The sequence below is a fragment of the Butyrivibrio sp. WCD2001 genome (genome assembly GCF_000424485.1).
Lineage (GTDB): Bacteria > Bacillota > Clostridia > Lachnospirales > Lachnospiraceae > Butyrivibrio.
The window spans coordinates 232,651-246,858 of sequence record NZ_AUJZ01000001.1; the positions used below are offsets into that span (position 1 = coordinate 232,651).

10 protein-coding genes and 2 pseudogenes are annotated in these 14,208 nt (G+C 39.5%); 11 read left to right on the forward strand and 1 reads right to left on the reverse strand.

Annotated elements, in window-relative coordinates; all coding sequences use genetic code 11:
- Positions 1–3: 3 nt before the first annotated feature.
- The 9 genes and pseudogenes from G630_RS0101030 to G630_RS0101065 all read left to right on the forward strand — a co-directional run bounded on the left by G630_RS0101030 (position 4) and on the right by G630_RS0101065 (position 10,444).
- Positions 4–1,290 (forward strand): hypothetical protein, encoded by a 1,287-nt coding sequence (locus G630_RS0101030; protein ID WP_026497463.1) that lies wholly within the window; start codon positions 4–6, stop codon positions 1,288–1,290.
- Positions 1,274–1,777 (forward strand): rRNA maturation RNase YbeY, encoded by a 504-nt coding sequence (ybeY, locus tag G630_RS0101035; protein ID WP_026497464.1) that lies wholly within the window; start codon positions 1,274–1,276, stop codon positions 1,775–1,777. Before G630_RS0101030 ends, ybeY begins: the two co-directional genes overlap by 17 nt.
- A 19-nt stretch (positions 1,778–1,796) precedes the next feature.
- Positions 1,797–3,419 (forward strand): polysaccharide biosynthesis C-terminal domain-containing protein, encoded by a 1,623-nt coding sequence (locus tag G630_RS0101040; RefSeq protein ID WP_026497465.1) that lies wholly within the window; start codon positions 1,797–1,799, stop codon positions 3,417–3,419.
- Between the two features lie 5 nt (positions 3,420–3,424).
- Entirely contained in the window at positions 3,425–4,657 is a 1,233-nt protein-coding gene (locus G630_RS20180; RefSeq protein WP_022760044.1) for an aminoacetone oxidase family FAD-binding enzyme, read from the forward strand.
- A pseudogene (locus G630_RS20185) lies at positions 4,654–6,330 on the forward strand (NAD(P)/FAD-dependent oxidoreductase); the annotation flags it as partial. The gene G630_RS20180 and the pseudogene G630_RS20185, both read left to right, overlap by 4 nt.
- A 21-nt stretch (positions 6,331–6,351) precedes the next feature.
- Positions 6,352–6,933, forward strand: a pseudogene (locus G630_RS25790) (5-formyltetrahydrofolate cyclo-ligase); the annotation flags it as partial.
- Complete coding sequence (locus tag G630_RS0101055) at positions 6,930–8,201, forward strand: glutamate-5-semialdehyde dehydrogenase (RefSeq protein WP_081667748.1); 1,272 nt, start codon at positions 6,930–6,932, stop codon at positions 8,199–8,201. The pseudogene G630_RS25790 and the gene G630_RS0101055, both read left to right, overlap by 4 nt.
- Before the next feature lie 20 nt (positions 8,202–8,221).
- A complete protein-coding gene (locus tag G630_RS23170) occupies positions 8,222–9,304 on the forward strand; it encodes a class II aldolase/adducin family protein (RefSeq protein ID WP_049946027.1) in 1,083 nt (360 codons plus the stop codon).
- 45 nt (positions 9,305–9,349) lie between these two features.
- A complete protein-coding gene (locus G630_RS0101065) occupies positions 9,350–10,444 on the forward strand; it encodes a lactonase family protein (protein WP_026497467.1) in 1,095 nt (364 codons plus the stop codon).
- Positions 10,445–10,498: 54 nt separating this feature from the next.
- Here G630_RS0101065 and aroC read toward each other — a convergent pair whose 3' ends face one another.
- The gene (aroC, locus tag G630_RS0101070; protein ID WP_026497468.1) at positions 10,499–11,599 is read right to left on the reverse strand and encodes a chorismate synthase; all 1,101 of its coding nucleotides are present in this window, start codon (positions 11,597–11,599) and stop codon (positions 10,499–10,501) included.
- A gap of 307 nt (positions 11,600–11,906) precedes the next feature.
- On the opposite strand from aroC, the gene G630_RS23175 reads away from it, so the two are divergent.
- Positions 11,907–12,884, forward strand: coding sequence for a M15 family metallopeptidase (locus G630_RS23175; RefSeq protein WP_049946028.1), 978 nt, complete (start codon positions 11,907–11,909; stop codon positions 12,882–12,884).
- 84 nt (positions 12,885–12,968) lie between these two features.
- Positions 12,969–14,150 carry a tRNA guanosine(34) transglycosylase Tgt gene (tgt, locus tag G630_RS0101080; protein ID WP_026497469.1) on the forward strand — a complete coding sequence of 394 codons (1,182 nt, stop codon included), beginning with the start codon at positions 12,969–12,971 and terminating at the stop codon, positions 14,148–14,150.
- The last annotated feature ends 58 nt before the right edge of the window (positions 14,151–14,208 follow it).

Consider the following 14,208-nt stretch of genomic DNA (forward strand, 5'->3'; position numbering starts at 1 on the left):
ATCATGACACATGTAAACGGAGTAGCAGCAGAAAACGGTAAGCAGACGGAAAATAATCAGGTAAGAGGTGATAACCCTGTTTTGACATCAATTTTTGATAAGGGGGAGGGACCTATAAGATTTTTCTTTGGATCAATATTTTTTGTAACAGGACTTATGCTTTTAGGATTTTCAATTCTTTACAAATTAAGCATTGAGGCTGTTATAAGGAATACTTTTACGGGTTTTCTATGTGGCGGTGTTTTGCTATACATGATAAATGATGCCAGTGTTCGTGGACTTTTTGCATACGACAACGGTCAAAAACGAAACAGATATGTATTTTCATATTATGTTGGGCTGATTATTTCTATGGCACTTCCGCTTATTACTGCAGAAGTTTGGCCCTATGTTTTTATTTTCCTTTTGCTTGGTCTTTTTTCCACAAATGAGATTGGTCTGTTCTCAGGCTCAATGCTTGTAATGTTCTCGGTTCTTCTTGAAAAAGAGGGGAGTTATTCGGAATTCTTTATCTATTTTGTTGCCGGAGCAGTTGTACTTGTCCTCTTACGTGATCTTAATGAAACGACAAAAATCGGTTTTCCGGTTTTCATTTCCATGGCGCTGCTGTTTTCACTTATTGTAGCGTATGACATACTTTTTCAGAATAGGACACTTACCCCTACTATGCTTATTGTTCCGATTGTTAATATCGTTGTGACAATAATTTTGATGCTTATTCTTTTGAATATCTTCGGGGTTTATGTCATAAGAAAAAGTAATGACAGATACATGGACATTAATGACACGGAATTTCCGCTTTTAGTCAGGCTCAAAGAGAAGGATAAGGCAGCCTATTTTAGGGCAATTCATATTGCATACCTTTCTGAGAGAATAGCCATGGATCTTGGACTGAATGCCAGAGCTGTAAAGACTATGTCCTATTATTATAAGATCGGTGTTATTGACGACTCAAAAACATGGGACGAGGTTAAGCATTTTTATATTGAGAATAACTTTCCTGATGAGGCTGTGCAGTATCTTAAAGAATATATTGAAAATGATAAGTCAAAACACCGCTCAAAGGAAGCGGCTATCATTTTTATGTGTGAGACGCTGATTGCTTCTATTACGTACCTTTTTGAAAAGGATAAGAATACAAAGATCAATTACGATGAACTTATAGATAAGATTTTCCTTCATAAGATAGAAAATAAAGATCTGTATAATTATGATATTTCTCTTTATGAAATTGAACGCATGAAAAAGCTTATGAAAAAGGAGAAACTATATTATGATTTTCTTCGTTGATAATGAAGTTGATGCGAAGTTTTCTTTTGATATTGAAGAGACTGCAAAGAAGGTTGCGGGAGAAGTCCTTAAGAGTGAAGGATGTCCGTTTGATGTTCAGCTTAGCCTTCTGATAACGGATGATGAAGGTATAAGGCAGATCAATTCAGAATTTCGCGAAATCGATTCTCCAACAGATGTGCTTTCATTCCCCAATATAAGCTACGAAAATCCGGGAGATTTTTCGGCAGCAATGGGTGAACAAAAGATAGATGTTACGGATCCTGAGAGCGGCCTCATAGTTTTTGGGGACATAGTTATAAATGAAAACCGTGTAAGGCAGCAAGCTGAGGAATTCGGACATAGCGAGCTTAGAGAATTTGCCTTTCTTGTGGCACATTCCATGCTTCATCTTTGTGGATATGACCATATGGAAGAGGATGAAGCCAAAGTGATGGAAGAAAAACAGGAAAATGTTTTGCAGTCACTGGGAATTACCAGAGACTAAGCGGAAACGGGTGAGAGGTATGAGTAAAAAGTTTAGGATAAGACCGGACGTTGTTCTTTCGTCCGGAATGATTTTTATATTGGCTATTATGGCTCTTTTGGTGGCATTTTTTGATATGGCCGGAGCTGATGGGGTAGGCTTTCTTGCTGCTCCAATTTCTTTATTTATGGTAGCTTATCTTGTATTTATTTGTGCTTTTGAAAACACCACACGGGAGATGGTTAAAAACAGATTGCACAGAAGCCAGATGCTATCGGCAAGGAAAAATGTAAGGCAACTTATGTTTATAAGCTTTGGCGTTGGTCTTTTCTGTACTCTTTTCAGCGCTGGAATTTCAATAGTTCTGGCTAATCCGGTATTTCACTCACCGAGGAGTTTTTATGTACTTCTTTTGGTTTCGCCCGTATTTTTGTTCCTGAGCATTCAGGGTGTTTTAAGAGGATATTTAAGCGGATCCGGTTTTGCTATCGTTTCTATCATTTCAGATGCCATTCTTACATGTATTACGGTTGTTTCAACCTTTGTTTTGTCAAATGCGGTATTTGACTATGGTAAAAAAGTAGATGCACTTATGCATATAGATGATATTGCACCTGCATATGGTGCTATTGGTGCCTGCCTTGGTATTGCTATCAGCTCACTGATAAGTTTTCTTTTTGTGACTATAATGTTTCTTATCAGAAAGAAAGACCTTAATGAGAAGACGCAGGATAGTATACCGGTGAATGATAACCATAAGAACGAGTGCGTAAATGATCTCATTACTAATTGCATAATAGCAGCAGCCACAGGCTTGCTGGTTCTTGCTGATGAGTGTGTATACTTGAATGTTGCACATAAGCTTCATCCCATGGAAGATAATATTGATAACTGGGGAATTTATATCGGTCAATGTGTTGCGGTTGTGGTATTTTTTGTATTCATTACAGCCCTTCCGTTTGTAAAATCCTGGTACGGTGTTCATGTCAGCATTATGAAAAAGGATTATAAGTCTGCAAGAGTCAGACTGCAGAGTCTTGTTCATTTTGAAGCAATGCTTATTTTCCCTGTCGTTATTTGGATTATGCTTCTGGCTAATACTTTTAATACTGTTGTTTTCGGGAAAAGTAATGATGCGGGAGTTGATATGGTAATACTTGCAATTCCGGTAGTGATTCCTGCGGCAATCATTGTATTTCAATCCTTTTTGTTGAAACAGTTGAAAAATAAGTTTGTGATGGCTATGAATTTAATAATCGGTGCAATCATCCATTTTGCAGTTCTTCTGGCAATGTCCTATATAGGAGGCTTTGGAATTCATGCATCAATAGCAGCTTTTGCTGCAATGTTTGTTGTTCAGGGAATTCTTGGGCTTTTGGAAATCAAGGTTATGCTTGATGTTAATCTGCAAATGGTAAGAAATATTCTTATGCCGCTCATTGCAGCTGCTGGCTCAGGACTTATTGCACTTTTGATAGACCGTATTCTGGTAAATATTATTGGAGAAATACTGACATTATTCATATGCGTTGTTGTTGCATTTGTGATATATATGCTTCTGCTTATTGTTTTAAGAAGCGTGAATCGTTATGAGGTAGAGAGAATGCCTCTGGGAGATTATTTTGCTCTTGTTTCGGATATGGTGAACGGAGAAAGGAATTAAAAAAAGTGTCATCAAGAAATCAAGTTGTAATTGCGGGAGGCGGTGCCTCAGGTATGTGCGCTGCAATTGCTGCTGCAAGAAAAGGCGCCGTAGTGAGAATTATAGAAAAAACAGATGTTTGTGGGAAGAAACTTTCCATGACCGGAAATGGTCGCTGTAATCTTGCCAATCTCAAGGTGTCCCCGGATGATTATAATGTCAACTCAAGGACAAGAATGAAGAAATGGCTTAAGCAGTTTGGCGTTGACAGAGTAACTGAGTTTTTTTCTTCTCTTGGCCTGGTCATAGTAGGAGAAGATGGATATCTTTATCCCATATCAGGGCAAGCCGGCTCTGTTGTTTCTGTACTTTTAAATGAATGTGTAAGGCTTGGCGTAGATTTCACGTATAATGAGCAGGTAAAGCGCATTATCAAAAATGAGGACGGTACTTTTACTGTAAAAACCGACAAGGGTGAATATGGAGCCGACAGTGTAATTCTTTCAACAGGAGGTCTGGCAGGTCCGAAGTCAACAGGTTCAACCGGAGATGGCTACTATATATGTGAACAGCTAGGAATGACAAAGAAAGATACGTTTCCGGCACTGGTTTCTCTTCTTTCTGAGGATGAGACACTTCCCACGGAAAGTGGTGTGAGAGCACTTGCCCGTGTGACATTTATGATTGGCGACGGGGAGATAGCGAAAGAGTACGGTGAGGTTCAGATAACCTCAAAAGGTATTTCCGGAATTCCTGTTATGCAGGCATCTGGGACAGTTGCAGAACATCTTTCAAAGGGAAGACCTGTTACCTGTTCAATTGATTTCTTTCCCGGATACAGTGATGGCGAATTTGACGCTCTTGTAGATAGGATGATGTGCCTTTCGGAGGAAAGAAAGGTTGGCGATCTTCTGGATGGCTTTTGCAATTCTCATATTAATGAAATGGTACTTCGCAGAATGAAAATTAGCAGGGGCATGAAAGTTAAAAACGTAGGCGAGTCGATGCTGGCATGCATTTTATATAAATATAGGGATATAAGAATCAATATTACAGGTATCGGTGACTATAAAAAAGCTCAGGTAACCCGTGGTGGCATAAGTTTAGGCGATCTCTCTGACACTCTTTCGTCAAAAAGGTGTCCGGGAGTCTATGTTGTCGGCGAGTTATGCGATGTCGATGGCAGATGCGGTGGTTATAATCTTCAGTGGGCATGGACCAGCGGATATATTGCAGGGGAGGCTGCAGGCTCCTTATGATACGATTAAATTCGGTAAAAATAAGAAATAATGGCTTCGAAGCTTACCTAAAAGGTAGCGAACCTTATGATGCGATAAAAAACAATCTCAAAAATAAAGCAGCTAAGCTTTTAAAAATCAATCCTTCAAACATTTCCGAGATAATAATACGCAAGCATTCAATAGATGCCAGAAAAAAAGCGGAAATCTACGATGTTTATGTAGTGGATTTGAGACTCTCTTCAAAAGCGCCTTCCGAAGATGAGGTGATAAAAAAATCCAGATGCAAAACTGCAGCTGTTGTTTCTTCAAAGAAATATAAGTTCCCAGTAAACAGAAAAGAAGATGAGGAAAGCAAAAGAGAGTACAGCGGAGGTGTCACAAGACCGATTATTATCGGATCCGGGCCCGCCGGTCTTTTTTGTGCTTATGAACTTGCAAATGCAGGGTATTGCCCAATCGTATTAGAGAGGGGCATGGATATTGATAAAAGGCATGAAGCTGTTGAAAACTTTTGGAACGGTGGCAAGCTGCTGCCAAAAGGCAATGTGCAGTTTGGAGAGGGGGGTGCCGGTACTTTTTCAGACGGTAAGCTAAATACTATGGTCAAGGATAAGAAGGGCCTTGCACTTGAATGCCTTTCTGTCTTTCATGAATTCGGTGCGAAGGAAGATATTCTTTTCGAATCCAAACCGCATATTGGTACAGATGTTTTAAGAAAAGTCATAAAAAATATCAGAAATGAAATAATAGCGCTTGGAGGCACATTTTACTTTGAAACACAGGTCACAAAGCTTGTGATTTCTGATGGGAAAATAAAAGGTGTTAAGTGTGATAACGGTGAAGAGTTTAGATCTGATATTGTCGTTCTTGCAATCGGTCATAGTGCAAGAGACACATTTGAGGAACTAAAAGAAACAGGCATAAATATGGAGCCAAAGGCCTTTGCGGTTGGCCTTAGAGTTGAACATCCGCAGACTTTGATCAATAAATCTCAGTATGGGATAGAAAAACCGGAGTCATTACCACCCGCTCCTTATAAAGTCACAGCCAGAAGCTCGGATGGAAGAGGTGTGTACTCATTTTGCATGTGTCCCGGGGGGTATGTGGTCAACGCCTCATCGGAAGAAAACAGACTTTGCGTTAATGGTATGAGTTATTCCGGGCGCGACGGAGATAATGCTAACAGCGCAATAGTAGTAACTGTGGAACCGAAGGACTTTGGAGGCAATGATGTCCTATCCGGTATGGAATTTCAAAGAAGACTTGAAGAGAAGGCATTTAGTATCGGAGAGGGAAAGGTTCCGGCAGAGTATTTTGATGATTTCAAGAATGCGGTTTTAGATAATGATGTAAACAATAGACATGAATCCGAAAGAAACCAGCCAAGAATAAAAGGATTGTGGAAATTTGCACCGGTACATGAAATATTGCCGCATAATATAAATCTTTCCATTACTGAAGGTATGGAACAGTTTGGAAGAATGATAAAAGGATTTGACTCCGATGATGCTATTTTGTCAGGTGTTGAATCAAGGACTTCTTCTCCTGTCAGAATTAATAGGGATGATAATCTTGAAGCACTGGGAATCAAAGGGCTTTATCCTTGCGGAGAAGGTGCAGGCTATGCCGGCGGAATAACGTCTGCTGCTATGGATGGAATAAGAGTTGCAGAGCAGATTGCAATTCATTACAGATGCCCGAAGGCAGAACTTAGAAAGCAGATGTCCGATAAGCGTAATTTGCTTTCTGAAAAAGAAAAAGCTGTGCTAGATAGCAACATATTCGAGAAACTAATAGATTCAAAAGAGTATACAGATGCGAATAACATTCTGGTTTATTGCAGTATGGGTAATGAAGCTGATACTCATAATATAATATGCAGTGCTTTAAGTGATAATAAAAATGTTTTCTGCCCCGTGATAACAGATACTAAAGGTAGAGCTATGGAATTTGTGAGAATAGAAGCCCTTAGTGATTTAATACCCGGGAAATTTGGAATAAACGAGCCTCAGATAAACAATGATTCCGTTTTGTATAAAGGACATGAAGGCAAGACACTCATTATTCTGCCGGGATTATTATTTGACAGAAAAGGAAACAGAATAGGCTACGGAGGCGGATTCTACGACAGATATATAATGCGCTTTAAAAATGAGATCAGTGATGATACTATGAAACCTATAGCAATTGGATATAATTTTCAGCTTGTATCTGATGATCTTACAGAATATATAGGTAGTTTCGATTTCAAGACATCAATGATAATCACCGATAAGGAGAAGATAAGTATATGAGTATCCAAAAAGATAACATTAGCGAGACTATAAAGACAATGGGACAAAAGGCTCATAGTGCGAAATTTGAGCTTCAAAATCTCACGGAGAGCAAAAAAAACGAGGTGCTCTTAAGCGTAGCAAAAGCTTTGACAGACAGCACCGAAGATATTCTTAAGGCGAACGGTATTGATATAAAAAACGGTGAGGAGAAAGGAATGCATCAGGGGCTCCTTGACAGACTTCGCCTTACCGAAAGCAGAATAGAGGATATGGCTGAGGGAATCAGGCAGGTAGCCGAGCTTCCCGATCCTATCGGTAATGTTATAGACAGCTGGGAACTTGAGAATGGACTGAAGATTAAAAAAGTAAGTGTTCCGCTCGGTGTTATCGGCATAATATACGAGTCAAGACCAAATGTAACCGCTGATGCATTCAGTCTTACCTTTAAAGCAGGAAATGCTGTTATTTTAAAGGGGGGATCTGATGCGATAAACTCCAATATGGTAATTACCGACATCATCAGGAAGGCTATTGAAGCAAAAGGATATAATCCCGATTTTATACAGCTTATTCCTTTTACTGATAGGAGCGCGGTGGGTGAAATGCTTTCTCTTAGAGAGTATATTGATGTTGTTATTCCGAGAGGAAGCGCAGGCCTGATAAAGATGGTGTGTGAGAACAGCAAAATTCCTGTGATAGAAACCGGCAGCGGTAACTGTCATATATACATTGATAAAACAGCAGATATTGATAAAGCTATTCCGATAATAATAAATGCTAAAACCCAGAGAATAGGTGTTTGTAATGCGGCCGAATCACTTGTGGTTCACGAGGATATTAAGAATGACCTGCTGCCGAGGCTGAATGCCGCTATGCAGGAGCATAATGTTGAACTCAGAGCTGATGATGCTTCGATTCAGCTTTTGCCCGGAGCTAAAAAAGCTACTGAGGAAGATTTTGCCACTGAGTATCTTGATTATATTTTATCTGTAAAAACTGTTAAGAGTACCAAGGAAGCCATAGAGCATATCAATAAATATAATACAGGTCATTCCGAGAGCATAATTACTGAAGATAAGGAAAGCGCCGAGTTGTTTTTGAACGGTGTTGATGCAGCTTGTGTGTATGTAAATGCTTCAACAAGGTTTACCGACGGATTTCAGTTTGGCTTTGGCGCCGAAATCGGAATAAGCACGCAAAAGCTCCATGCCAGAGGGCCTATGGGACTTAAGGAACTTACCTCCTACAAATATGCCATTACAGGTGATGGCCAGATCAGAGAATAAAAGCAGAAAGAAAAAGCAGGATGAAGACGAAAGAAGAAATTCAGAGATTGAGAGAAGAGATAATCGATGTGTCGCTTTCTCTACTTGAACAGGGACTTATTGTAAGAACCTGGGGAAATATAAGCGCAAGGATTGATGATAAACATTATCTTATAACGCCAAGCGGCATAAGATATGAAGATTTGGAACCTCAGATGCTTCCTGTTGTTTCAATTGAGGATGGTTCTTATGAAGGAGAATACAAACCCTCAAGTGAGTATCTGGTACATACTGCAATATACAGTTCAAGGAATGATGCGGAATTTATTGTTCATACGCATCAGGTATATGCAACCTGTGTCGGGGCTCTTGGGAAAAAGAGGCTTAAGGCAGAACATAAGGAACGTAAAATTGTTTTTCCTGTTGCCGAATATGCACTTCCCGGAACTAAAACTCTGGCGGATAACGTTAAGGATGCAGCAATCAAAAATAATGAAACCAGAAGCATTATAATGGCTAATCACGGCGCCGTATGTTTCGGACATAACGCCAGAGACGCTGTCAATGAAGCAATAAAGCTTGAAATGGCATCAAAAAAATATATATACAGTATATGTAAAACTGAGATTCCAAATGAAATAATTGAAGGATTCAGCAGTAAACTGGAAGATGGTAAAATAGTTTACCTAAGGAATGATACTCCTGAGAGAGTTAAACTGATTCATCAGACAATATATTCCAAAAGGCCTGATGTACACTACGTTTTCCATAACAAGTCCGAAGCTGTTATGACAATATCAAGAAGAGTAAATCACATGAGACCGCTTCTTGATGACTTCGCTCAGATAATTGGAATAAGTGTCCGAATTCCGACTGCAGAGGGAGCCCCCCTTGTGGTTAAGAAAAATATTAATGCCGTTTTTGCATATAATGACGGAGCTTATTGTCTCGGAGATACCGAAGAAAACGCGAAATCTGCGGCTCTTGTGCTTGATAAAGGATGCCTTGCTCATATCAGTGCAACAAGATTCGGAGAGGGAAGATTTATATCTTTATTCGACTGTAAAAAGATGAACAGAAACTATATCAAGAATTATAGTATCCTTGCAAATTCAGTAAAATAGCATGTATTATATTTATATACAAAAAATTTTATGAGGTGACAGGTTATGGCGAAGGAAACAAAAAAAGATTCGTACGTAGCTTACGTTGCGAGTTATACTTCAGGTTCTAAGGAAAACTACGGTATTCGTATCTATGATGTAGATATGAAGAACGGAAGATTGACAGAGAAGGAGAAGGTAAAAATCACCAATTCTTCTTACATTGTTCTGTCACACAGCAGAGAGACACTATATTCGATTACAGATGCCGGTGTTGAGGCTTATCACATTGAGGATGACGGTAGCCTTACAATTCTCAACAAGGCATCAATTAATGGTATGCGTGGCTGTTATATCAATATGGATCAGCATGATAAGTTTCTTGTATGCGCAGGCTACCATGATGGTAAGGTTACTATTCTGGAGCTTAAGGAAGATGGAAGTATCGGGAAGATTACCGATGAGAAATTCCATAAGGGGCTTGGCACAATAGCAGGTAGAAACCATACACCACATGTGCAATGCATAAAAGTGACCAAGGATAATAAATATCTTCTTGCTGCTGATCTTGGTATGGATCGTGTTAATGTTTACAGATTCGATACTGAAAACGGTAAGATTTCTGATATCGATGTAATTCACTGTGATCAGGAATCATCTCCCAGACATATGCAGTTTTCACAGGATGGTAAATTCCTTTATGTCGTATTTGAGCAGCAGTGCAGCATCAATGTTTATCAATATACAGAGGAGAAGGGGCTTCCTTCATTTGAAGAGATCCAGTCAGTACAGAATTCTGATGAACAGGATACAATCGGTGTTGCCAGCAGTGCTCTGAAATTCTCCGATGATTACAATTATCTTGTAAGCTCTGTTGCGGGCGAAAACAATGTAATTGTTTATAAGGTTGATAAGGAAACCGGTCTATTAACAAAGAAGATCGAACTTCCTATTTCCGGAGAGTATCCAAAGGATGCATGTCTGTTCCCTGATAACAAGCATTTGGTATCACTTAATCAGGAATCAAGTACAATGACTTTCTTCAATGTAAATTTTGATAAGAATACACTTGTTATGAACGGTCCTGAAATGAAAGTTGACCGTCCCAACTGTATTGTATTCCATAAACTTGGGGAGAGAATCAAAGTTAGGGCTAATTAAAAAATTATTTATACTAAAAAATCAGCCGGCATACTATGTGTACCGGCTGATTTTTTAGTGACTATAAAAGTCGGTCAGGTAGGAAATCCTTGAGTGCATGTTGGACATAAGGAGATCAAGTATAGTGAAAGCGCACATGCATTCAACAACTACGACCGCACGGGGTACAATAACAGGGTCATGGCGTCCCTTTATATTAATTTCAATCTCTTCATTTTTTTTATTTATTGTTTGCTGCGTTGAAGAAATGCTTGGTGTAGGTTTTATATGGGCACGGAGGAGAATATCGGTTCCATCACTCATTCCGCCAAGTATTCCGCCGGAGTGGTTTGTTTTTTTGGAGACTTTGTCGCCATTCATACAAAATGCGTCATTATTGTCGGAACCAAAAGCTGAGGATACAAGTACACCATCCCCGATCTCTACGGCTTTTACAGAACCTATGCTCATAACAGCCTTAGAAAGCAGGGCATCAAGCTTATCAAAGACGGGCTCACCGATACCTGCCGGCATGCCTGTTATTTTGCATTCGATTACTCCGCCAACGGAATCACCTTTTTCCCGGCAATTAACAATTAGATCGGTTGCTCTTTTATCAGCTTGGGCATCAGGCATGGCTGTAATGGAACTTAAAATTTGAGCCCTGTCGAATTTGGAATCATCGATAGCAACATTACCGATGGATCTGGTATAAGCATATACATCTATTCCCAACTGCGAAAGGAGCTTATGACATATTGCCCCTGCAGCAACACGGCCGATAGTTTCACGGCCTGAACTTCTGCCGCCACCTCTATAGTCTCTGAAACCGTATTTTTTATCAAAACCATAATCTGCATGACCGGGTCTGTAGTATCCGGCTATCTCAGAATAATCGGCAGATATCTGTGAAGTATTTTCGACCATCAAAGAAATAGGTGTTCCGGTGGTTTTTCCTTCAAATATTCCTGAAAGGATTTTTACTGAATCATTTTCTTTTCTTGGGGTAGTGACTTTCGAAGATCCGGGCTTCCTTCTGTCAAGAAATGACTGTATATCGCTTTCGGAAAGTTCAAGACCGGCAGGAAACCCGTCTAAAACGACACCCAGTGCGGCTCCGTGAGATTCCCCCCAGGTTGTCATTGAAATGTTTTTACCGAATGTAGATCCGCTCATAAATTATGTCCTTCTTCTCTTTTTTGAAATTATTTTTCTTTATTTTACACATATTTTGAAACAAAACAAACAAAAAACCTTGATTTTATGATGAAAATGTGGTATTTCTTAAAATATTCTTAACTTTTTGTTTAAATATTATGCAAAAGTGCTAAAATAGAAATGAATATTTTTTTTATGAGGTTGGTATGTAATGCGTGCAAATAGTTTACAGATGGGACCGACGTTCCGGGATAAGTTAATGGAACAGGTCCGCTCGTTTAACCGAAAGCACAAGAAATTAAAATTTTTTGGGATGTTTTACGCGATGGTAGTATTACTTTTTTATAACATTGGGCTTCATTTTTGCCACAATGTTAAAAGGTATACATGCCTTGCAAGCATTTTGTTTTTCTTTATCGCCAGCAGTAGTTTTACTTATCCGGATGCAATCAGTCTGAACGTCAGCTTTATTTCGGATTTTGATAAAGAGGCGGAGCAGAAAGAGTATTATACTTTGGATTCACTCGAGGCTGTTTCTTCAGAATCAGAAGCAGAGCTCGCTTCGAATACGCCTGTTGATAAGGATAAGATCATTGAGGAAGAGGATAACGGACTTTCCGAGGATCAGGAGCTTGCACAGGGATTTGTACTTGCTAATCAGATAGATGATTTAGATGATTCTGAGGATGATTTTAAAGAGACAGAGGATTCTTCGGAAGTATCGTTTGACAAAACAGACTGGAAATTGATTCTTGTAAATAAACAGCATCCAATACCGGAGGGTTACGAATTCCCCTTTGGTGATATAAATGAATCAATGCATTGTGATAAGAGGGTTATTTCACCCCTTATGGCGATGATTAAAGATGCTGCAAATGCAGGAATAAACCTGGCAATTTGTTCTCCTTTCAGAGACAATGATCGTCAGGAGGGGCTGTTTTCCAGGAAAATAAATAATTACCTTGAGGCAGGGCTTTCATACAAGGATGCTTATAATGTAACATCGCAGGCAGTTACCGTGCCCGGAGCCTCTGAGCACCAGATAGGGCTTGCATTTGACATTGTCTGTGGGACTTACTACAGTCTGGATGAGGGATTTGGCGATACTGCTGCAGGTAAATGGCTTGCGGATAACAGTTATAAGTATGGCTTTATCGTAAGATATCTTAAAGGCAAGGAAAACATTACAGGTATTGAATACGAGCCATGGCATTTCAGATATGTTGGTGTCGATGCTGCTACGATAATGCATGAGCAGGACCTTTGTCTGGAAGAATTTTGGGATATGTATTTGTATGATTGATTTTTTGGGGCTGTTGCAATATAATGCAACAGCTTCCATTTTTATATAAAAAAGATGTTATTTCATGAAGCGGAAGGATAATGAATGTATAAGATTTTAAAACAGGAAGGAATGGCTAAGAGAGCCAGCTTCGAAACAGTTCACGGCAAAATCGAAACGCCGGTTTTTATGAACGTTGCGACCGTTGCTGCCATTAAAGGAGCAGTATCCACAGAAGATCTTGAGCAGATTGATACACAGGTAGTTTTGTCCAACACCTATCATCTTCATCTGCGCCCGGGTGATGATGTTATCTATAAGATGGGTGGACTGCATAAATTTATGAGCTGCAATAAGCCTATCTTGACCGATTCAGGTGGATTTCAGGTATTTTCTCTTTCTGAGAACAGAAGAATTAAGGAAGAGGGAGTATACTTCAGATCGCATATTGACGGACATAAGCTTTTTATGGGACCGGAAGAGAGTATGAGGATACAGTCCCATATAGCTTCTACTATTGCGATGGCGTTTGATGAGTGTCCCTCAGCACGTGCTGATCATGACTATGTAAAGTTTTCCGTGGACAGAACCACCAGATGGCTTAAGCGTTGTCAGGATGAGATGAAAAGACTTAATTCTCTTCCGGATACAATAAATAAGGATCAGCTTTTGTTCGGAATAAATCAGGGTGCCATATTTGATGACCTCAGAATTGAACATGCTAAGAGAATCTCAGAGATGGAGCTTGATGGTTATGCTGTAGGTGGACTTGCGGTAGGTGAGACGCATGAGGAGATGTATCATGTTCTTGATATTGTAACAGATCATTTGCCTAAGAATAAGCCTACATATCTTATGGGAGTCGGTACTCCGGCCAATATCCTGGAGGCAGTTGACAGAGGAATTGATTTCTTTGACTGCGTTTATCCCAGTCGAAACGGAAGGCATGGACATCTTTACACAAAGAGAGGCCATATTAATCTTCTTAATGCACAATATGAATTGGATGACAGACCGATCGAAGAGGGCTGTAATTGTCCTGCTTGCAGAAGATATTCAAGAAGCTATATAAGACATCTTCTTAAATCCGGCGAGATGCTGGGAATGAGATTGTGTGTTCTTCATAATCTGTATTTCTATAATCATCTTATGGAGGATATCAGAAGTGCCCTTGATGAGGGAAGATATAAAAAGTTTAAAGAAGAAACCCTTGATGCCATGAAGGAATTTGATAAGGATGAACCGGCTGAAAGATATGACATAGCAAAAGGTTGGAAAAAGGGTTAAAAAGTATACTTGTTTTAAAGTGCTATTAATTGTAAGATTATTCATATGCTTACAAAGC

What these genes read in the sequence shown, in the direction of transcription:
- G630_RS0101030 (WP_026497463.1), top strand. Translation starts at nt 4, where the DNA reads ATGACACATGTAAACGGAGTAGCAGCAGAAAACGGTAAGCAGACGGAA.
- ybeY (WP_026497464.1), top strand. Translation starts at nt 1,274, where the DNA reads ATGATTTTCTTCGTTGATAATGAAGTTGATGCGAAGTTTTCTTTTGAT.
- G630_RS0101040 (WP_026497465.1), top strand. Translation starts at nt 1,797, where the DNA reads ATGAGTAAAAAGTTTAGGATAAGACCGGACGTTGTTCTTTCGTCCGGA.
- G630_RS0101055 (WP_081667748.1), top strand. Translation starts at nt 6,930, where the DNA reads ATGAGTATCCAAAAAGATAACATTAGCGAGACTATAAAGACAATGGGA.
- G630_RS23170 (WP_049946027.1), top strand. Translation starts at nt 8,222, where the DNA reads ATGAAGACGAAAGAAGAAATTCAGAGATTGAGAGAAGAGATAATCGAT.
- G630_RS0101065 (WP_026497467.1), top strand. Translation starts at nt 9,350, where the DNA reads ATGGCGAAGGAAACAAAAAAAGATTCGTACGTAGCTTACGTTGCGAGT.
- aroC (WP_026497468.1), bottom strand. Translation starts at nt 11,599, where the DNA reads ATGAGCGGATCTACATTCGGTAAAAACATTTCAATGACAACCTGGGGG.
- G630_RS23175 (WP_049946028.1), top strand. Translation starts at nt 11,907, where the DNA reads ATGGTAGTATTACTTTTTTATAACATTGGGCTTCATTTTTGCCACAAT.
- tgt (WP_026497469.1), top strand. Translation starts at nt 12,969, where the DNA reads ATGTATAAGATTTTAAAACAGGAAGGAATGGCTAAGAGAGCCAGCTTC.